This is a genomic window from Demequina sp. (genome assembly GCF_016278775.1).
In the GTDB taxonomy this organism is placed as follows: domain Bacteria; phylum Actinomycetota; class Actinomycetes; order Actinomycetales; family Demequinaceae; genus Demequina.
The window spans coordinates 1-19535 of sequence record NZ_JADQBF010000112.1 but is presented as its reverse complement, the minus strand read 5'-3'; the positions used below and the strand labels follow the sequence as shown (position 1 = coordinate 19535).

18 protein-coding genes are annotated in these 19535 nt (G+C 67.3%); 4 read left to right on the top strand and 14 right to left on the bottom strand.

From position 1 onward, the window contains the following. The 5 genes from QZZ33_RS12295 to metG form a co-directional block, all read right to left on the bottom strand. Positions 1 to 812 (bottom strand): 4-(cytidine 5'-diphospho)-2-C-methyl-D-erythritol kinase (locus QZZ33_RS12295; RefSeq protein WP_291380334.1); only part of this gene is annotated, 812 nt, incomplete at its 3' end. Then, positions 809 to 1657, bottom strand: a complete 849-nt coding sequence (gene rsmA / locus QZZ33_RS12290) for a 16S rRNA (adenine(1518)-N(6)/adenine(1519)-N(6))-dimethyltransferase RsmA (RefSeq protein ID WP_291380335.1) — start codon at positions 1655 to 1657, stop codon at positions 809 to 811. The genes rsmA and QZZ33_RS12295, both read right to left, overlap by 4 nt. Positions 1658 to 1672: 15 nt before the next feature. Continuing rightward, complete coding sequence (locus QZZ33_RS12285) at positions 1673 to 2467, bottom strand: G5 domain-containing protein (protein ID WP_291380332.1); 795 nt, start codon at positions 2465 to 2467, stop codon at positions 1673 to 1675. A gap of 102 nt (positions 2468 to 2569) precedes the next feature. Then, positions 2570 to 3421 carry a TatD family hydrolase gene (locus tag QZZ33_RS12280; protein WP_291380330.1) on the bottom strand — a complete coding sequence of 284 codons (852 nt, stop codon included), beginning with the start codon at positions 3419 to 3421 and terminating at the stop codon, positions 2570 to 2572. After that, positions 3418 to 5211 carry a methionine--tRNA ligase gene (gene metG, locus QZZ33_RS12275; RefSeq protein ID WP_291380329.1) on the bottom strand — a complete coding sequence of 598 codons (1794 nt, stop codon included), beginning with the start codon at positions 5209 to 5211 and terminating at the stop codon, positions 3418 to 3420. Before metG ends, QZZ33_RS12280 begins: the two co-directional genes overlap by 4 nt. Before the next feature lie 167 nt (positions 5212 to 5378). Here metG and QZZ33_RS12270 point away from each other — a divergent pair, with 167 nt between their 5' ends. Together QZZ33_RS12270 and QZZ33_RS12265 are read left to right on the top strand one after the other, a co-directional pair. Then, positions 5379 to 7502 carry a DUF3352 domain-containing protein gene (locus QZZ33_RS12270; RefSeq protein WP_291380327.1) on the top strand — a complete coding sequence of 708 codons (2124 nt, stop codon included), beginning with the start codon at positions 5379 to 5381 and terminating at the stop codon, positions 7500 to 7502. Positions 7503 to 7522: 20 nt separating this feature from the next. Then, positions 7523 to 9097 carry a hypothetical protein gene (locus QZZ33_RS12265; protein ID WP_291380326.1) on the top strand — a complete coding sequence of 525 codons (1575 nt, stop codon included), beginning with the start codon at positions 7523 to 7525 and terminating at the stop codon, positions 9095 to 9097. Between the two features lie 28 nt (positions 9098 to 9125). Here QZZ33_RS12265 and rsmI read toward each other — a convergent pair whose 3' ends face one another. After that, the gene (rsmI, locus tag QZZ33_RS12260; RefSeq protein WP_291380325.1) at positions 9126 to 9965 is read right to left on the bottom strand and encodes a 16S rRNA (cytidine(1402)-2'-O)-methyltransferase; all 840 of its coding nucleotides are present in this window, start codon (positions 9963 to 9965) and stop codon (positions 9126 to 9128) included. A gap of 69 nt (positions 9966 to 10034) precedes the next feature. Here rsmI and QZZ33_RS12255 point away from each other — a divergent pair, with 69 nt between their 5' ends. Then, the gene (locus tag QZZ33_RS12255; RefSeq protein ID WP_291380324.1) at positions 10035 to 11516 is read left to right on the top strand and encodes a phospholipid carrier-dependent glycosyltransferase; all 1482 of its coding nucleotides are present in this window, start codon (positions 10035 to 10037) and stop codon (positions 11514 to 11516) included. 12 nt (positions 11517 to 11528) lie between these two features. Here QZZ33_RS12255 and QZZ33_RS12250 read toward each other — a convergent pair whose 3' ends face one another. Further along, a complete protein-coding gene (locus tag QZZ33_RS12250; RefSeq protein ID WP_291380323.1) occupies positions 11529 to 11972 on the bottom strand; it encodes an Lrp/AsnC family transcriptional regulator in 444 nt (147 codons plus the stop codon). A 166-nt stretch (positions 11973 to 12138) separates the two neighbouring features. Here QZZ33_RS12250 and QZZ33_RS12245 point away from each other — a divergent pair, with 166 nt between their 5' ends. Beyond that, entirely contained in the window at positions 12139 to 13176 is a 1038-nt protein-coding gene (locus QZZ33_RS12245; RefSeq protein ID WP_291380322.1) for an ornithine cyclodeaminase, read from the top strand. On the opposite strand, the gene QZZ33_RS12240 is transcribed toward QZZ33_RS12245, so the two are convergent. From QZZ33_RS12240 to QZZ33_RS12210, 7 genes are all read right to left on the bottom strand, one after another. After that, positions 13173 to 14855, bottom strand: a complete 1683-nt coding sequence (locus tag QZZ33_RS12240) for a SulP family inorganic anion transporter (protein ID WP_291380321.1) — start codon at positions 14853 to 14855, stop codon at positions 13173 to 13175. The two genes, QZZ33_RS12245 and QZZ33_RS12240, sit on opposite strands and share 4 nt — an antisense overlap. Continuing rightward, the gene (locus QZZ33_RS12235) at positions 14855 to 15217 is read right to left on the bottom strand and encodes a metalloregulator ArsR/SmtB family transcription factor (protein WP_291380320.1); all 363 of its coding nucleotides are present in this window, start codon (positions 15215 to 15217) and stop codon (positions 14855 to 14857) included. Before QZZ33_RS12235 ends, QZZ33_RS12240 begins: the two co-directional genes overlap by 1 nt. Before the next feature lie 88 nt (positions 15218 to 15305). Continuing rightward, positions 15306 to 16040 (bottom strand): SDR family NAD(P)-dependent oxidoreductase, encoded by a 735-nt coding sequence (locus QZZ33_RS12230; protein ID WP_291380319.1) that lies wholly within the window; start codon positions 16038 to 16040, stop codon positions 15306 to 15308. Positions 16041 to 16102: 62 nt separating this feature from the next. Continuing rightward, positions 16103 to 16465 carry a GntR family transcriptional regulator gene (locus tag QZZ33_RS12225; RefSeq protein ID WP_291380318.1) on the bottom strand — a complete coding sequence of 121 codons (363 nt, stop codon included), beginning with the start codon at positions 16463 to 16465 and terminating at the stop codon, positions 16103 to 16105. Positions 16466 to 16468: 3 nt separating this feature from the next. Further along, positions 16469 to 17479 (bottom strand): DUF1648 domain-containing protein, encoded by a 1011-nt coding sequence (locus QZZ33_RS12220; protein ID WP_291380317.1) that lies wholly within the window; start codon positions 17477 to 17479, stop codon positions 16469 to 16471. 63 nt (positions 17480 to 17542) lie between these two features. After that, positions 17543 to 18460 (bottom strand): hypothetical protein, encoded by a 918-nt coding sequence (locus QZZ33_RS12215; protein WP_291380316.1) that lies wholly within the window; start codon positions 18458 to 18460, stop codon positions 17543 to 17545. A gap of 262 nt (positions 18461 to 18722) precedes the next feature. Beyond that, entirely contained in the window at positions 18723 to 19343 is a 621-nt protein-coding gene (locus tag QZZ33_RS12210) for a YdeI/OmpD-associated family protein (protein ID WP_291380315.1), read from the bottom strand. Between the last annotated feature and the right edge of the window lie 192 nt (positions 19344 to 19535).

Below are 19535 nucleotides of genomic sequence, written 5' to 3'. Positions count from 1 at the left end.
ATCACTCCGAGCGCGCCAGCATCGTCCATCGCGTCGATGACGGCCGCCAAGCCGGGCGCCAGGTCGAGTGCTGGCGCCTCCAGATCGTTGGTGAGGGCGGTGCCAAGCTTGACGGCGTCGCCAGCGATGAGCGCGGCCATCACCTCGGTATTGACCGCTGGCGCGGCGGCAACTATCTCGCCAAGCTCCACCATGGTGTCGAAGCGCTCGAACACCTTGGGCGTCGACAACCCTCCATGCTGGAGCGCGAACACCCAGTGAAACTCGCCGTGCGTCATCGCGGGGGACAACTGCTCTCCCCTGCCCAAGCCAATCGCTGTGTGGCCGAGCAGGCAGAAGGGAACATCGGCGCCGAGCCCGACCGCGAGCTCGTGGAGATCTGGGCGCGACACTCCGCAGTCCCACAGTTCCGCGCACGCCAGCAGTGTTGCCGCGGCATCGGCGCTGCCTCCTGCCATGCCGCCAGCCACTGGCACACCCTTGAGGATGTGGAGGTCGACACCGTCGACGATGCCGAAGGTGTCCCTGATCGCCTGGGCCGCCCTCCAGGCAAGGTTCGTCTCATCGAGCGGGACAGGGGAAGCGAAGTCCTCGAGTGACGGGGTCCAGTCCATCCTCAGCGTGATGGCGCCGTCCGAGCGCGTGGTCGCCGTGACCGTCTCGTACAGGTCCACCGCCTGGAACACGGTGGCGAGGGGGTGATAGCCATCCTCGGCGCGTGGCCCCACCGACAGTTGCAGGTTGACCTTGCCGGACGCCCTGGCCCTGACCCGCCGCTGCGATACTCCCTCGATAGCCAGATCCGCTGTCACGACGCGACCCGCGCACTCTCCAGAGCCTCAGCAATGCGCGCGAAGGCCGCGACGTCCAGTTGCTCACCCCTGGTGAGGGGCTCGATGCCTGACGCGCGCAATGCGGCCTCCGCAGCGGTTGGCGATCCGGCGATCGTTGACAGCGCGCCGCGAAGCGCCTTGCGGCGCTGCGCGAAGGCGGCGTCGATCACGGCGAAGACCTCGCGCCGTGGCGCGGTGGTCAGCGGCGCATCCCTGCGCTCCATCAGGACCAGGGCAGAGTCGACGCGCGGCACCGGCCAAAACACGGAGCGACCCACGTCGCCCGCGCGACGCACTGTGCAATACCAGGCGGCCTTGGCGCTCGGGATGCCGTATGTGCGCGACCCGGGAGGCGCCGCGAGCCTGTCCGCCACCTCCGACTGCACCATCACCAGCACGGTGGTGAGCGACGGAAAGAACTCGAGAAACCGCAGGATCACGGGCACCGACACGTTGTAGGGAAGGTTGGCCACCAGTAGCGTGGGCTCGGCATCGAGTCCCGTCACGGTCATCGCGTCCGCGTGGATGACGGTCAGGCGGTGGGCGTCGTCCGGCGCATGGCTGGCGACGGTGGCTGGCAACGCGTCCGCAAGCGTGGGGTCGATCTCGATGGCGGTGACGCGCGCCCCCGCCTCGAGCAGCGCGAGAGTCAACGATCCCAACCCCGGGCCGATCTCCACCACGTGGTCGTCCGGCTTCACCCCCGCAATGCGGACGATGCGCCGGACGGTGCCAGCGTCGATCACAAAGTTCTGGCCCCACTTCTTGGTGGGTGACGCTCCGAGCGATGCCGCCAGGGTGCGGATCTCAGAGGGTCCGAGCATCGTGGCCACGGGCCGCTAGTACCAGTTCTTGGCGGTGAAGTGACCCCATGCGCCGCAAGGAGTCGCATACCGGCCCTTGACGTAGCCGAGGCCCCACTTGATCTGGGTAGCCGGGTTGGTGCGCCAGTCGGCACCTGAGGTGGACATCTTGGAGCCTGGGAGGGCCTGCGGAATGCCATAGGCGCCGGACGAGCGGTTCTCGGCTGTATGCGACCAACCGGACTCACGCTTCCACAACTCGTCGAGGCAAGCCCACTCGTCGCCGGACCAGCCGTAAAGGTCGAGCGCCATCTGCTGGCCGAGCGCACGGTTGGTGCCCTTCTGCACGGCCGTCGCTGGCGGGATGGTGAGGGCGCCGACGGCCACGATCTCATCGGTTGGCGGCGTCACCAGCACCGAGATTCCGGGAAGACGATCGATTTCCACACCATTCACCGTCGTCACGGTGTAGCTCACGACCTCGACCCCTGGGGCTCCGGCTTGCACCACGCGTTGCGAGCCAGCCATCGCTCCGGGGTCCGACGTCTTGATCACCTCATTGGCGATCGGGTTCTCGGTGGTCACCGTCTCCACCTCGACATCGACGCTTGCCGCGCTCACCTCGGCCACAGGGATCTCTGCCGCGGTGTTGTCGCGGTCGCGCCAGGTGTCGGAGATGCTGGCGGCACCGGCGGTGGTCACGGTGACGGCAGCCACGGCACCCACCACCACGGTGGTGCCCACTTGGCGATAGGTACGCAGGCGCGCGCGAGCGTTCAGGCGTCGCTCTCGGCGACTGCCAGGCGCTGGTGGAAGCGTCCGATACGTCATGAGTTCCCTAGGTCGGCCACATGCATGTCAACCCCCCTTTGTCTCACATCGGCATACATGCGCGCAAACCCAAGGAAATAGGTGATCTTCGTGGTATACGCCTCACCACGGCCCGTACAGGCGCTCAGAGGTGGCGTCGACCGTGGTACATGCCACATCCAGCCCGCAACCGAGCACGTCGGCGATGGTGAGCATGGTGGCTGCCACTTGAGAAGGAGAGTTCACCCGACCGCGCTGGGGGTGCGGGGTGAGGAACGGCGCGTCCGTCTCCACCAGCACGCGATCGAGTGGCGTCACGGCCAGTGCAGCGCGTAGCGCCGACGCATTCTTGAAGGTGAGGTTGCCAGCAAAACTGAGGTAGTAGCCGCGGTGGACACACAGCCGGGCCATTGCCGCGTCCCCTGAGAAGCAGTGGAACACGGTGCTGTGAGGGGCACCATCGCGCTCCAACACGTCAAGCACGTCTGCATGCGCGTCGCGGTCATGGATCTGCAGCACCATGCCCAGCTCTTTGGCGAGAGCGATGTGGTCCCTGAAGGACCGCACCTGAGCCTCGCGGCCGTCCGGCCCCGTGCGGTAGTAGTCGAGCCCCGTCTCACCAATGACCCTCATTCGCGGATGGCGCGCCAACCGCGAGATTTCGGCGAGCGCCTCGTCGTAGTCAAGGCCACTGGGGTGTTCGCCAGCGGCGTGCACCGGCGCCTCGTTGGGGTGAAGTGCGACCCCTCCCACCAGGCGAACGTCGGCCTCAATGGCCTCAGCAGTCCAGCGCGCGGACTCGATGTCGCAGCCGATCTGTACGGCGCGCGTGACGCCCACCGCTGCGGCCTCGTCCAGAAGGTGCGCAGTCGTGCGCGCCTCGGCACCGCGATACGGGAAGTCGAGGTGGCAATGGTTGTCCACCACCGGCGACGGAAGCGCCTGGGGCGGGGCTGCCCATGCGACGTCGTTCACGCCTCGGCGCGCATCCGTTCGAGCTCGGCCTCCACCACGTCGTCGTCAAGCTTGGTGAAGATGGGGCTTGGCGCTGGCACTACTGTGCCTGCAACGAGGGGGTTGCGGTGCCAGGTGTTGTGCTGCACCGAGTAGTCGCCCTCGATCACGGGGTAGCTGCGGTCAGCGATATCCAGGTCTTCCACCTCGGCGATGCGCGGCATGGGGGCAAACACTCCCGTGCCGCCGAGCGCCTCGTGCACCTTCTGCGCGCCGTGCGGCATGAACGGCGCGAGCATGGTGTTGGCGTCGCTCACCAGTTGCGCTGCGACGCCCAGCACCGTCTTCATGCGCTCTGGATCCGTGGTCTTGAGCTTCCACGGCGCGGTGTCTGCCAGGTACTTGTTCGCGTCGCCGACGATGCGCATGGCCTCGCTCACGGCCTGGCGCTGGCGGTGGATGCCGATGAGCCTGCCCACCTCGTCGAAACCGGCCTGGGAGGCGTCGAGGGCGGCGGTATCGATGTCTTGCAGGTCCGTCAGCTCTGGGATCGAGCCGACATTCTTGTGCAGCAGTGTCGCCGTGCGGTTGACCAGATTTCCCCAGCCGGCCACCAGTTCGTCGTTGGTGCGGCGCTTGAATTCGGCCCACGTGAAGTCAGCGTCCGACGTCTCTGGCCCCGCCACGGCGATGAAGTAGCGCAACGCGTCTGGCTGGTAGCGGGACATCATGTCGCGCACGTAGATCACGTGCCCGCGCGAGGACGAGAACTTGTTGGACTCCATCGTCAAGTACTCGCTCGAGACCACCTCGGTCGGCAACTGGAGCTCCCCGAACTCGGAGACCCGGCCGCCCTTGGCGCCTTGGCCGTTGGCCGCGAGCAACTCGGCGGGCCAAATCTGCGAGTGGAAGGTGATGTTGTCCTTACCCATGAAGTAGTAGGACAGCGCCTCAGGGTCGTTCCACCACTTGCGCCACGCGTCTGGGTCACCCGAGCGGCGCGCCCACTCGATCGAGGCGCTCAGGTAGCCGATCACGGCGTCGAACCATACGTACAGGCGCTTGTTGGGGTTGCTGTCCCACCCCATGAGCGGCACGGGGATGCCCCAGTCGATGTCCCGCGTCATGGCGCGCGGGCGAACGTCCTTGAGCAGGTTGAGCGAGAAGTTCAGCACGTTGGGACGCCAACCCTGGCGGGCCTCAAGCCACTCGCCCAGGCGCTCAGCGAGCGCAGGGAGGTCGAGGAAGAAGTGCTCCGTCTCGACAAACTCAGGCGTCTCCCCATTGATCTTGGAGACGGGGTCGATGAGGTCGATCGCGTCGAGCTGGTTGCCGCACTTGTCGCACTGGTCGCCGCGAGCGCCGTCGTAGGAGCAGATGGGGCACGTGCCCTCGATGTAGCGATCAGGCAGGGTGCGACCGTTCGAGGGCGAGATGGCCCCTCGCGCGGTCTTCGCGATCATGTACCCGTTGTTGTGGCACGCCGTGAAGAGATCTTGGGCAACGCGGTAGTGGTTGCCAGTGGTGGTGCGGGTGAAGAGGTCATAGCTGAGGCCCAATTGCACCAGGTCCTCGACGATGACGCGGTTGTAGCGGTCAGCCAACTCCTGGGGCGGCACGCCCTCGCGTTCGGACTGGACCAGGATTGGGGTGCCGTGCTCGTCGGTTCCCGACACCATCAGGACGTCGTGCCCCGCCATCCGCATGTACCGGCTGAACACATCCGAGGGGACACCGAAACCGGCGACGTGGCCGATGTGGCGGGGCCCGTTGGCATACGGCCAGGCAACAGCAGAAAGAATGCGCGACATGCCGCTCATCCTAGTGACCGCGAGGGGATGCCCCCACTGTGCGCCACGGCCTATCGCACACATGGGGGCCGCCGAGCCACGTGGGTTCCCCTGCGAGCCGTGTGCCGATACTGTGGGCCCCAGTTGGGATGCCACCACATCTGGGGGCGACGCTGAGGGAGGGACTCATGGGCAACGCCGCGCCACTGTCACAAGACGAGGCCGTTCGACTTCTGGCCAAGTCCGATACACCTGCCGCAGCCCTTTCGGCGATCGCCGCCCAGCACCCGCACTTGCATCCCCTTGTCGATGTACACCCTCAGTGTTATGAGGGTCTGCGGATATGGATGGCACAGTACGGCCCTGCGGCGGCGCGGGCGGCGCAAGAGCCCCCCGTTGCCAGCGCACCCGTCGCCACCAATGCGCCAGCGGTGGTGCCCGCCACGGCGTCGGAGTCGGCGGAAGTCATCGCCCCCAGGCCCGGCCGTTCCCATAAGCGCCTCGTGACATGGATCGCCGTGGGAGCGATCGGCCTAGCTGGGCTCGGCGGCGCTGGGGCGTACGCGCTCAGTTACATCATGAGCGATGGGTTCGCGTCGGCAACCGAGTCGGCGGAGGCCCTCCCCTCCAGCACCTACTGGTTTGCTGAGCTGTCGATAGACCCGTCTGACAACCAGAAGCTCGAGATGAAGGAGATTCTGGAGAACATGCCGGGACTCACGGCGTACATCGAGCGCTACGCGGGAGCGCTGGACGAGGCCGACTACGGCGCGGACTTCAAACACTATGTATGGGACGCGCTGTTTGCGTCCGAGACGGCGCCATTGGAGACCTCGCTCGACTACGCCACGGACATCGAGCCGTGGTTGGGAACACGCATCACGCTCGCCCAGTTCGGCTACGTTCACACGGACGACGGCACCACCAGGGGCTCCGAGATGCTGGTGGCCATTGAGGCGTCCAACCCCGGCAAGGGCGCCGAGGTGCTTCAACAGCTCTTTGAGGACGACCTCATCAATGAGATCGGTTGGGACCGGCCGGTCGCTCACGCTCGAGACGGGTACGTCATCGTGACAGCAGACACGGTGGACATCGATGAGCTGTATTCGGGCGGTTCGCTCGGCGATTCTGCGGCGCTCAAGGGCATGTCCGACCAGTTGGGCTCACGCGGTTTGCTGACCGTCTGGGCACAGCCCAGAGCGGCCCTCGAGGCCCGTCTGGCGCTCATCGACGCAGCCGGACCCGGCTCCAATGAAATCTCCATGTCGCAGGAGAACGTCGACTGGATTCGCGACGCCACCGTCGCGACGATCGACGCGATCCCCGCCGATGCCTCTCACGGCCTGGTGCTGCGCGCAACGGATGGATCGCTCGAGTTGCTCCAAGTGGCCACGGCGGCCACCGCACCGACCCCTAGTGCCGACGGCGGCGCCATGAGCGCTGCGGGAACGCTTCCAGACGACGTCATGGCGACGGTAGCGGTGAGCGATGCGGGCTTGCTTGCCGAGGCCTTCATCTCCCCGCTGGGCTACTACCAGGCGAACGCTGGCGCCGTGAGTTTTGCGTCGATTCCCCTCGGTGGCACGTTCTTCGGCTACTACGACCCCGAGCCACAATCCGGCGACTTCCCCCCCACTGCGGCGCCTGTGGTGGGCCCCCTGATTCCATCGGGGCTCTACTCGCCGGAGGATGCCCTCTGGTCGCTCACGTGGTTGGACGGCGACCCGGAGCAGTTCAGGGCCGATTGGGAAGACGCCATCGACTACTGGCTCAACGTCTCCGTGCCGGACGGGCTGAACGACGCGCTTGGCGAGGGCGTCGTGGTTGCCGTCGATCGACAACTGCGATGCAACCTCGATGACATTGACAACTACTACGGCGAGTGTGCTGAGCCACGCGCCGCCGTGGTGGTGCACAGCGACGACATGGACGCGACCAGGTCTCTGGTGGCGGACGTTGACAGGGAGAACTGGCTCTTCGAGAACAACATTTCCGCCACGATCTCTAGGGACGATTCCCGCATCGCGTACTCACGCGGTGGCTATGGCGCGACCCTCGTCGAGATCGCGAGCTCTCCGTTGGCTGAGGACTCGGCCTACACCAGGGCGCTGCCTCGCGCGGACGGCGCCGAGATCATCGGGTTTGTACACATCGATGACCTGGTGCGCTCTGCTCAGGATCAAGGCGCCGAATTCACTGACGATCAATGGAACATCCTGCGCGACCTTGAGGCCGTCGGCTTCAGCTTTGACCTCCAGCCAGGCGGCACCACCGTGACTCGCATTACGCTGACATCTGACACGGGCGCTTAGCGCCAAGAAAGGAAATTCACGTGACTACCGAACCAACCCAACCGACGTCTGCGGGGTCTCCCGCGACGATTCCCAATCCCTTTGCGGGCGTGCCTGCATCAGACTTCGCGCGCGACGGTATTGCCCTCATCCTGCTGCTGACCTCGTTGGCAATGCCGTGGAACCTTGACAGTTTTGCGGGCACGCGAGGTGCCACTGACCACATCGTCGTGGTGCTCGTCACCGTGCTGAGCCTGTTGTCGCTCGCACTGACCTACCTGGCTCGGGCCCAGGTCTTCGGGCCTGCGGTGTCGCTCGGCTTGGCTTCGATGATTCGTGGGGCGGCCAACGTTCCCTACGTACTCGTGGTGGTCATCTACCTGCTCATCGATGCGTCGAAGGGCACGGATGATTGGTACCTCGGTGGCGGCATCGGCGCAGCAATGGCGTTTGGCCTCGCTGGCGCGATCCTCGCCGGGATGCCGCGCCACAGCGAGACCGAGTCCCTGGCCGGCTGGCAAGTATTCGCCATGCGTCAAGGCGCGGTAGGGCTCGCCGCCTTGTGGACCGTGCTGTCGTTCCTCAACCTCATCAAGGTAGCCGTTGGCTACCGCGACGCTCCAGGCAACATCCTCGCCATGGCCGTCATCTCGGTGCTGATCATTCTTGTCGGCCTCGCTGCCACGACGCTCGGGCTCTTCTTGCGAAGCGCGGCCGCGCGTGTCGCCGTCCTCGCGGGCGCGCTCGCGCTTCTGGGCACCGCCGTGATCGACTGGTGGACCGACTGGGACATGTCGACGCTCGGCATCGAGTCCTTCAACAATCCCGCCCTGAACCTGGTGCCGTTCTTGGCGTTGGGCGCCCTCATCTCCTCCCCCCTGGTGCGCTCTGGCATGAAGCCCGCGGCACGAGCGGAACGCGACACACGCGCCGCGACCTTCCTGATGCTCGTGATCGCTGGGATTGCTGGTGCCGTCGTCATCATGACGATTCTGAGGCTGATTGGGGACGAGCCCGTCTCGACCGGTGTTGCCATTGGCTACATCGTGACCCAGATCCTGATCGCCGCCGCCGTGCTCGTGGCCACCACGTTCTTGCGTCAGAACTTTGCTGGCGCGCGCATGATGGCGATCGCCGTGGTCGGTGGCACGATCATCATCGGCATCGTGTCGCTGGTGCTCGTGAACAAGATCTCTGACATCGCCAGGCTCGACATCGTGCTGCACATCGGGCTCCCGCTGGCGATCATCACGTTGCTGGCGTTGTCGTCGCGCAGCGACTCCGCAAAGCCCAAGGTGGAGGCTTCAGCATCGCCTGCAGCCGCCTCACCTGCGGCTCCAGTGCCTCCCGTGCCGCCCGCACCTCCAGCGGCTCCCGCCGCGGCAGAGGCCGCCCCGGCGGAGGCGCCAGCGCCTGAGGCTCCGTCGCACCCCCGGGCCGACGAAGCGGCTGACCCCGCGACCTCGGCTCAAGCGCTGCACGAGATCGCGACCACCGTCCCTGAACTGCGTCCCGTGGTAGCCGCCAACCCGTCGGCGTACCCCGAGTTGCTCGATTGGATGGGTCAACTGGGCGAACCTGCTGTTGACGCCCAGATCGCAAAGCGCAACGCTTAGGGCTGGTAGCGGCCGCTGACACCCCCCGTCAGCGGTCGCTACGTGCCGCCACCACCGCTGCGTACAGGTCGCGTTGCGGCACCCCGAAGGTGGCGGCCAGGTCCGCCACCACTGCCTTGGCGCGCTCACCGTCGTCCACGCGCGTGAGCGCCTCAGCGACGAGGCGATCGAGGGTGGGGGCCTGCGCAGGGCGCCCGGCGACCACAATCGCGATCTCGCCCCGGGGCTCTTCCGCGGCCGCCCAGGCGGCCAGCTCCGCGAGCGGACCCCTGCGCGTCTGCTCGTAGCGCTTGGTGATCTCTCTCGACACCGATGCCTGACGGTCCTCGCCGAAGGCTTCGACCATCGCCTGGAGGGTCGCGGCGACCCGGTGCGGAGACTCGAAGAAGATGAGAGTGCGCTGCTCGGCGGCGAGTTCCGCCAGCGCGGATGCCTTTTCACCGTCCTTGCGCGGCGGGAAGCCCTCGAACGCGAACCTATCGGTGGGCAGGCCGGACAGCGCGAGTGCGGCGAGCGGCGCAGACGGGCCAGGAAGCACCTCGATGGGAGCGTCGGCAGCGATGGCCGCGGTGAGCAGCCGGTAGCCGGGGTCTGACACCAACGGCATGCCCGCGTCGGACACCACCACGACGGTCTCCCCGGCGAGCACCCTGTCCACGAGCCGGGGCGCCACGCGGCCCTCGTTGTGCTCGTGCAGCGCGATCAGGTCGCCGCCCAAGCGGATCTGTGCGCGCATCGCCAATTCCTTGGTGACGCGAGTGTCCTCCGCCGCCACGACGTCGGCCGTTGCGAGCGCCTCCCACAGCCTCGCGCTGCCGTCGCCGACGTTGCCGATGGGGGTGGCGGCAAGGATGAGGCGGCCTGGCATGAGTCCAGACTGGCACACGGCGCGGCCATTGCTGCGCGTCGCGACGCTGACGGCGGCTAGGCTCTTGCCGTGATCGGGACCCTGTGGCGCTGGCGCGCGACCGCCATGGCCACGGCCGTCACTGGCCTGGCGGCATTGCTGCGCTTCGCCGATCTGAGCCATCCGAAGGCGCTGGTGTTTGACGAGGTGTACTACGTCCGCGGCGCTTACTCGCTGCTGACCTTCGGCTACGAGGGCGACTGGGGAGACGACGAGGGCCGCTTTGTTCAGGGCGACTACTCCGATCTCAAGACGGAAAGCGACTACATCGTCCATCCGATGGTCGGCAAGCTGCTGATCGCCGCCGGGATGAGGATGTTCGGCAACGGTCCCTTCGGCTGGCGCTTCGCTGGCGCGCTGCTCGGCACCGCGACCGTGTTGATCGTGGCACTGCTGATGCGTCGCATCACAAGGTCCACTCTCTGGGGAGGCGTGGCGGGAGTGTTGCTCGCCGTCGATGGGGTGCACATCACGATGTCGCGCACCGCGATTCTCGACGTCTTCCTCGCCTTCTTTGTGGTCGCCGGCTTCGCATTGCTGTGGCTCGATCGCTGGCGGGCGCAGCGCATCTACGACTCTCACCCGGCCGACACCGTGGGCGGCTTTGGGCCCCGGGTGGGCATCAGATGGTGGCGGCTCGCCGCATTGGTGACGTTCGGCCTGGCCGCCGGAGTGAAGTGGTCGGGGCTGTACTTTGCGGCCGCGTTCATGGTGCTCTTTGTGCTCCTGGACGCCGCCGATCGCAGGGCGGCCGGGTATCGGCACTGGCTATCGGCCACCGCGTTGCGCAACGCACTTCCCGGACTCGCGGCGACGCTCATCATCCTTCCCGCGGTGTACATCGCCCAGTGGGCCAACTGGTTTGCCACGGACGGCTCTTACCGCCGCCATTGGGCGGAGAGCAACCCTGGCGAGGGCGTCACGTGGCTGCCCGCTCCCTTGCGCTCCCTGTGGAGCTATCACGTCTCGATGTACGACTTCCACAAGGATCTGAACAGCCCTCACCCGTGGGAGTCGCACCCGAGCGGGTGGATCATCCAGTTCCGTCCCACGTCCTTCTACTTTGAGCGGGTCGAGGACGCAGACTGCATGGGCGACGGTTGCGTGCAGGCGATCACGTCTGTGGGCAATCCCCTCATCTGGTGGGCGGGGCTGGCGGCACTGTGCTACGCCATCTGGCGGTTCATGGTCCGCCGGGATGTGCTTGGCATGGTGCTGGCCGCAGGCACGTTCGCGTCATGGCTGCCGTGGGTTCCCTTCGCGCATCGCACGATCTTCACGTTCTACGCGGTCACGATGGCGCCGTTCGTGGTGATGACACTCACGTGGGCGCTCCAACGGCTCGCGCAGCCAGACGCGCTCGAGGGGCGGTTCTCGCGACGGCGGGGGCTAGCCGTGGGATGGTTCTTGGTGGCGACCCTCGCTGTGTCGGCGTTCTTCTACCCCGTGTGGACGGGCCAGTCGATTCCCGACTGGTACCGCGACATCCACGTGTGGCTGCCCACCTGGTAGTCACGCGCGGCTTCAGGCGCCGGGGTTTTCGACCAATCGCGACAACACCAAGGCGCTACGGGTGTTGTCCACCTGACGGGCCAGCCTGATCGTCTCGAGCGCATCCTCAAGATCCGTCATGGTGGCCGCGCGCATGCGCACCAAAGCGTCGGCCGATCCGGTGACGGTCCACGCCTCCACCACGTGGGGGTTGCCACCCAAGATGCGTCTCAATTCCGCGGGGGCGACGGTGCCTGTACAGAACAGTTCCACGATCGCCTCGATGGCCTGGCCGTCCACCGTGGGATCGAGTCGGACGCTAAAACCCCTGATCACACCCTCCGCGGTCATGCGGTCGATGCGTCGCTTGACGGCGGAGGGCGACAAGCCCACGCGCTGCCCGATGTCCGCGAGGCTGGCGCGGCCGTCCACTCTGAGCTCGTCGATGATCAGTCGATCCAGGTTGTCGATTGTCATGTCACGCCTCCCCACACGCTTGATTCTTGCACAGAGCATGCTACGGACGCCCGCATCTCGCGCGATCTATCGTATTCGTGCACGACTTTGTTGACATCCTGTCCGCAAGAGGTCCCCGCACGACGAGTACCGCGCGCCGCCCCAGCGCGCCACGAGAGGAGTCCCCATGGTCCTGTATGTAGATGCCCCCCGCATGCGCGAGTGGATCGGCGAACGTGGCGTCGAGCCCATCATCGTTGACCTGGTGGAACGCATGGAACAGGCCTTCTCCCGCTGGTTGGACTTTGAACGTGAACCGCGCGTCGCTTCGCATTCCAAGCACGGCGTCATCGAACTCATGCCCACCTCCGACGGCGTGCACTACGCGTTCAAGTACGTCAACGGCCACCCCTCCAACCCCGCCATGGGGCTCCAGACGGTCGCAGGCTTTGGCGTCTACGCCGACGTGGCGACCGGCTACCCGCTCATGGTCGCGGAGATGAACCTGCTCACCGCGCTGCGCACCGCGGCAACGTCGGCGATGGCCGCGCGCTACCTGGCACGGCCGGACTCGCGCGTGCTGGCCCTGATCGGCACCGGCAGCCAGTCCGAGTTCCAGACGCTCGCGATGCGCGCCATCATCGGTGTGGACTCCGTGCGCATCTGGGACGTCGACGGCGCCGCCATGGACAAGTACGAGCGCAATATGGCTGGCTTTGGCGTCGACATCTACCGGGCGACCAGCGCGGACGACGCTGCGGCTGGCGCGGACATCATCACCACGTGCACCGCCGACAAGACCAACGCGACGGTACTCACCGACGCGGCGGTCCGCCCTGGCGTGCACCTCAACGCCATCGGCGGCGACTGCCCTGGCAAGACGGAACTGGACGCCGAGACCCTGCACCGCGCCCGCATCTTTGTCGAGCACGAGCCCCAGACGCGCATCGAGGGAGAGATCCAGCAGGTGCCTGCGACGCACCCTGTCGAGGCGCTGTGGCGCGTGGTCGCCGGGGAGATTCCCGGCCGTACGGACGACGCGGAGATCACGCTCTTCGACTCCGTGGGCTTTGCGATCGAGGACTTCGTGGCGCTCGCCTACGTGCGGGATGACGTCACCGGTACCCGCTTTGCAGGCGAACTCGACCTGATCACGTCACCGGCAGACCCCAAGGACCTGTTCTCGTTGATCGCGGCGCCCGCGTTGACCCACACTCGCCGTTAGGAGCGCTGACCGCCCTTATCGACCGCGCCGGCAACCACGTCGTCGGCCGCTTCGCTCCGCGCCACGTGGGCGCGGGCGTGGTCGATCGCCTCGTAGAGGTGATCAAAGAGGTGGTGATGGTGACGCAGCGCCTGGATCACCCCTGCGCGCCGCACTTGCGCGAGGTGCCGCTCCTGCACGCCCTTGATCAGCACGGTGACGCCGCGCGCCTCGAGTGATTCGACGATCTCGACCAGTACCTGCGCGCCCGTGGCATCGAGCAACTGCAGTTGCGACAGGCGCAGGATCACCACGGAGACCCCGTCGATGGCCATCACGCGCTCCTGGACTCGCTCGGCGGCGGCAAAGAACAGCGCCCCGTCGATGCGGAACACCGCGATGCCCTCGTCCCCAGGCACGCTCGGTGCAGGGAGCTCCTCGCGGTGCACGCCTGCGGTGGCGGCGAGCGCCCGCAGGGCGAAGAACGCCGCCGCAATCAGCCCAACGCCCACCGCGTAGATGAGGTCGACGCTCACCGTCACCACGGCGGTGATCACGAACAGCAGCGCGCTCGAGCGCGAGGAGCGGAACACCGCGGTGATGGTGCGTCGCGGCACCATGCGCGCCGCCGTGACCATGAGCACGCCGGCCAACGCCGCCAAGGGGATGTTGTCCACCAGCGTGGCGCCCACCGACACGATGAGCAGTAGAGCGACCGAGTGCACCACAGCGGCCAGCCGGGTGCGGCCGCCGGAGCGGACGTTGACGGCCGTACGGGCAATCGCGCCTGTCGCTGGCATGCCGCCAAAGAATCCCGACGCGACGGAGGCGAGGCCCTGACCCACCAGTTCGCGATCCGCGTCGTACGGCCCCGTGTTCGAGTGTGCCGAGGCGACGCGGGCGGACAGCAGCGACTCGATGGCGGCGAGGGCGGCGACGGTCGCGGCCGGCACGATGAGCTGGCTCGCCAGCTCAAGGCTCACGTGAGGCACGGACGGTGCGGGAAGGCCAGCGGGAAGCGCGCCGATGAGCGCGACGGGCGCGTGCGCCACTGCGGCCACGATTGTCGCCGCGACCACCGCGAGGATCGAGCCGGGGATGCGCGGCGCCCACAGGGAGAAGCCGAGCGTCACCGCCGCCACCCCAGCGACGATGCCCAGTGACCAGACGGCGCTGCCGCCCTGAGCGTCGGCGATGGCGTGCGCAGCCTCGATGACGGCGTTGGGGCCGTGACGCGTCGAGGTGATGCCGAGGGCGCCGGGGACCTGCTGGAGAAAGATGATGATGGCGATGCCAAGGGTGAAGCCCTCGATCACCGGCCACGGGATCGCGGCCACGGCGCGGCCAAGCCGGAGAAACCCGGCGACCAGCACGAACACGCCGGCCATCGCGCTCACGACGGCGAGCGCGGCCACGCCGTTGGCGGTGATGATGGGCGCGAGCACAACGACCATGGCGCCCGTGGGGCCGGACACCTGGATGTTTGATCCTCCGAAGACTCCCGCGACGAGTCCGGCCACGATGGCCGTGACGAGTCCAGCCGCAGCGCCGGCTCCCGACGTCACTCCAAAGGCGAGCGCCAAGGGTAGGGCGACGATGCCGACGGTGACGCCGGCGATCACGTCGCCCTTCCAGGTGGTGCGCAGTTGCGAGTAGTCGGCTCGGCTGGGAAGCAGGGTGCGCAGTCGCGCCTTGCTCATCACTCGCTTGCAGACGCGACGGCGGGGGCGGGCGTCTGGTCGAGGCCCTCCGCCAGGCGATGGCGCGCGTCGAGGGTGCGGGACAGCACGGTTCTGGCGGCGGCGAGCAGTTCGCCGACTCCTGGGTCTGCGGCTCGGCAGTAGACCTGGCTGCCGCGGCGTTCAGACGTGAGCAGTCCGTAGCGGCGCAACACGGCCAGGTGCTGCGAGAGGTTGGAGGGCTTCAGGCCGGTGTCCTCGATGATGGCGGAGACGGGAACCTCTGGCTCCGCCGTCACAAGTTCCAGGATGCGGATTCTCAAGGGGTGCGCGAGGCCCCTGAACAGGTCTGCCTTGATCTCGTACAGCGGCTGGTCGTGCATCGCACCCTCTCCGTATTTCTCGACTTGCTGGATTCAGCATATCCGCAAGTCAAGGGGCGCGAACACCACGCCAGCGGGAGGGCCCGCGTCAGACGGTGCGGTGCACCACCTGGGCGGACACCTGGTCGCGCGGCATGATGAGCAACTGATCGATGTTGACATGCGCAGGTCGCGAGGCGACCCACGCGATGGCCTCCGCCACATCGTCGGCCGTCAAAGGGGTCATTCCCTCATAGACCTTGTCCGCCCGCTCTTGGTCACCGAAAAAGCGCACCAGCGAGAACTCGGTCTCCACCAGCCCCGGGTCAATCTCACACACCCTGATCGGCCGGCCCTTCATCTCCAGCCGCAGCACCCGCGTGAGCGCCTTGACCGCGTGCTTGGCCGCGTTGTAGCCCGCGCCGCCGGGGTATGGCTCGAGCGCCGCGATGGAGCCGATCGAGATCACCTGGCCGTCGCCGGACGCGATGAGCTGGGGCAGCAGCGCGCGTGTGAGACGCAGCGTGCCCATGACGTTCATCTCGAACATCCGCAGCCATTCGGCGTCGTCCGCCTCGGCCACCGACGTGGTTCCCAAGGCCCCGCCGGCATTGTTGACCAGCAGGTGGCACGGCCCCACGGCCTCGCAAAACGCGTCCACCGAGGCCTGGTCGGTGACGTCCAGCGCGTGAGCGGTGCCGCCGATCTCGGCCGCGAGCGCCTCAAGCCTGTCCACACGCCGCGCGCCCACCACCACGTGCCAGCCCTGCTGTGCGAGCAGCCGCGCGGTCGCGGCGCCGATGCCGCTCGAGGCTCCTGTGACGACGGCTGTGCGCTGAGGCATGGCTTGTTCTCCTATCGCGAAGGTGTGACGGTGACCAGCCTGCCGCTCGCGCAGGCGCTCGTCTAGTCTGCGTCGAGGCGGAGGCTGTCCCGCACGAGCGCCGCGAGCGCGTCTGGCGGCATCCCCAGGGCACGCGCCTTGCGGGAAAGCTCCACAATCTCGGATCGCAGTTCGCCGAGGGTTGCCGCGGCGGGCGTGGCGACCGCTCCCCTGCCCCTGCGCATGTCCACCAGGCCCTCCTCGCGCAACAACTGGTAGGCGCGCAGCACCGTATGGAGATTCACCTGCAGCGACGCGGCGAGTTCTCGGGCCGGCGCCAGCTTGTCGCCCGGGCGAATGTGGCCCGCCACCATGTCGGCTCGAATCGATCCGGCGACCTGATCGAAGATCGGGACGTCGCTACCGGGATCGATGCGCACCAGCACCGGTCAGGCGCCCTTGCCGGACGACGCCCTGGCGGCCAAGGCGGTGAGCACGGACGCGGCGGTGTCCGCGTCGTCCACCGTCACCACAATCCGCTTCCCGTCCTTGCGCGTCACCTGGAGGGCGTCCGAGTTGCGCAACACGATGCCGGTAGCGCCAGGGCGCGAGCGCAAGCCATAGCCGCCAAACTCCGCGAAGCCGTTGACGGGGGCGACGCCAACGTCGGCCACGTCGTCAAGTGGCACCCGCAACTTCGGGAAGCCGAGCGCCGCGACCGCGGTGAGGCCGTCGTCGTCTATCCGGATGTGGAATACCGTCGCGATGGCCGCTGCGAACGCCAAGAAGGCGAGCGAGCCGGCCAGAATCCACGCGGCCAGCAGTGCGCCGGTGACCCACGCGGTGATTGCCCCGGCGCCTACCGCCACTCCAGCCCCGCCCAGGACGAGCACTCCCCAGCGCGCGATCGTTGCCGTGCGCATCCACACCACGCGCTCGCCCGGGGCGATCTCCATGTGTGCGGTGGCCTCCCACTCGGGGCGTTCGGCGCGTTGATGCGGCTGCAGGAACCAGCCTGCGGTCCCTGCGACCCCGCCAATGGCGAACGCCGCGAGCATTGCCGGCCCGATGTCGGGAGCATCCGTCCCGGTAGCGAGGTCCCGTTGCAGGCCAACCGAGAACGTGTTGAGGGTGACGCTGAACGCCGAGATCCCGAGCGCGAACGACGCCATGAAGCGGAAGGTGCCGCCACGTGCGCCGCGACGCAACATCGGCAATGTGGTGGCGGCGACCATCGCTGGCAGCCCCAGGCCGAACCCTGCGGTGAAGGCGAGGAACGTCCAGGGCGAGCCGAAGCCGTCTGGTACGCCGCCTGGCCCCCAGTGTGTCGCCGCAGGGTCCGGCAGGTCGCCGAGCCATGCGCCCTGAAGAACGAGCGCGGCGGCGGTGAGGACGGCAGGGATGGCGAGCGCCACCAGTACGTAGCGGCTGACGACGCCTGTGGGCGTGGGTGAAGTCATGGTCGAGTCCCTCTCAAGTGCAACTGTTCTATAAAAACTATAACACTTGAGAAGAGTGCGCGACTAGAGCTCGCACCTGCCTGCCTTGAGCGCCTTGGCCAGTTCCATGTCCGCGCTGTTGTAGCCGTAGCCGGTGGTCCCGCCCGCGCCCAGCAGCACCGCGTAGGCGTCGGTGACGTTCTCGAACCGATCGCCGCCCACGTAGACCGTGCCGCATTGCTGGCGGGTGAGGTAGTGGGCCGCCTCATGGATGACGACGTTGCGGCCCTCGCCCTTGGCGCGGCTCCACGAGTCGTAGGCGTTGGTGGTGACCGTCACGGTCGAGCCGCCCGTATAGCAACCGGAGACCCAACTGCTGGAGCGCCCGCACGCCGACGTTGACCAGGAGACGCTGGTTCCGTAGGCGGCCGCCACGGCGTTGAGGTACTGCTTGGGGGTCTGCCCCGAACCTCCGCCGGAGCTTCCGCCAGACGAGCGGCTCGCGTTGGCTGCGGCCGCCCGCTCGGCAGCCTCGCGGGCCTTGCGCGCCTCCTCCGCCTTACGCTCGGCCTCGGCCTTCTCCCACGCGGCCACCTCTTCTGTGACCAACACGAGCGCGGGAGCAAACTGTTCGGCCACCGCCGACACCTCTTCTGGCTCGTCTGCGAACAGCACCGCGGTGTAGGCGCGGTTACGTTCTGCAGCGAGGGCCCGGCGCGCCTCGACCGTTGCCTTCCCCTCAGACGAGGCGAACAGTTCGTCCGCGACGCGCACCTGGATGCGCAGGTCCACCTTGACGTCCATCAGGGCCTTCACGCTCGCGAGGTCCACCTTGACCTCAGGCAGGGCTTGAGTCTGGTACCACCACGTGGGCACGTGTTCTGCACGCAGGCCAGGGGCAGGGACGGCGCCCACGGTCGGCGTGGAAAAGCCCAGGGCGAGAGCAGCCAGGGCTGCCGTCGCCATGGACAGGGTCGATGCTTTGCGAACGCGAATCCTCATGTGTTCCCCATCGGGTACTGAACCGAGGAGGTGCGCGGTTGTGATGAATGCGGCAGGAGGACGCAATTGTCCCGCTTGTCCCATGTGCCCACCGCGCCGCGGGGCGCCTGATGCTCGCTGGACGTGGCTGCATCAGCACACCTAGCAGGGGTTTTGCCTCGGGGTAGACGGGGGCGCCCGCCGCGGGTCCAGCCGACGCGCGTGGGGTGATATGCGGCACACTCGGCTTAGGGGCGCCTTGCGACAGCAAGTTCGCGGGGAGTCAGCCGCGGGCGCGCCGACCGTTCGCGGCTTCTGCCACCACGTGGGCGACGCGCTTGGCGCGTGTGTCCTCCCTCGCGGCGCTGACGATCCACCACAGCATTTGCTTGCGGGCGCTCGGAGGAAAGCCGTCCCACGCGGCCCGCGCGCCTGGCTCGTGGCTCAGCGCCGCCTGCAGGTCAGGCGGCTCCTCGAGGTCCTCGACCTGATCCGAGATGGTCCACCAGCCGTTCGCCTTCGCTGTGGCGATGGCGCGCCTGCCTGCGTCGGTCATGAGGCCGCGATCCTCGATCTCGGCTGCACGTTGGCGGTTCAGGCGCGTCCACTGACTCTTTGCCCTGCGCGGCGTGAAGAGCTGCAAACCGCGATCCTCATCGAGCACGGTGGTGGTGGAATCAATCCACCCGAAACTGATCGCCTCCTCCACCGCCTCGGGATACGGGCAACGTGGCCCACCATTCCCGGTGCGCCAGGAGCACAACCACACGCCACGCTCGGACTCGTGGTGATCCATCAGCCATGCCCGCCACTGCGCCCGCGTCTCGGCATGGAAGACCGGGTAGTCGAACTTCCAGGTCGCGGGGTGGTCTGACGCTGGTCCAGGCGGAGGTGACATGGCCATGCGGGCATCGTCGCATGCGCCGCCGACATCGCACCCGGGGACCGCACGCGAGACGGATCGTCACCTCGCCCGCGCGGAGCATCGCCACCCGTTGAACCCGACATGACGAAAGGCCGCCCTCCCGGACGGCCCTTCAGTGGTGGAGCTGAGGGGAATCGAACCCCTGACCTTCTCATTGCGAACGAGACGCGC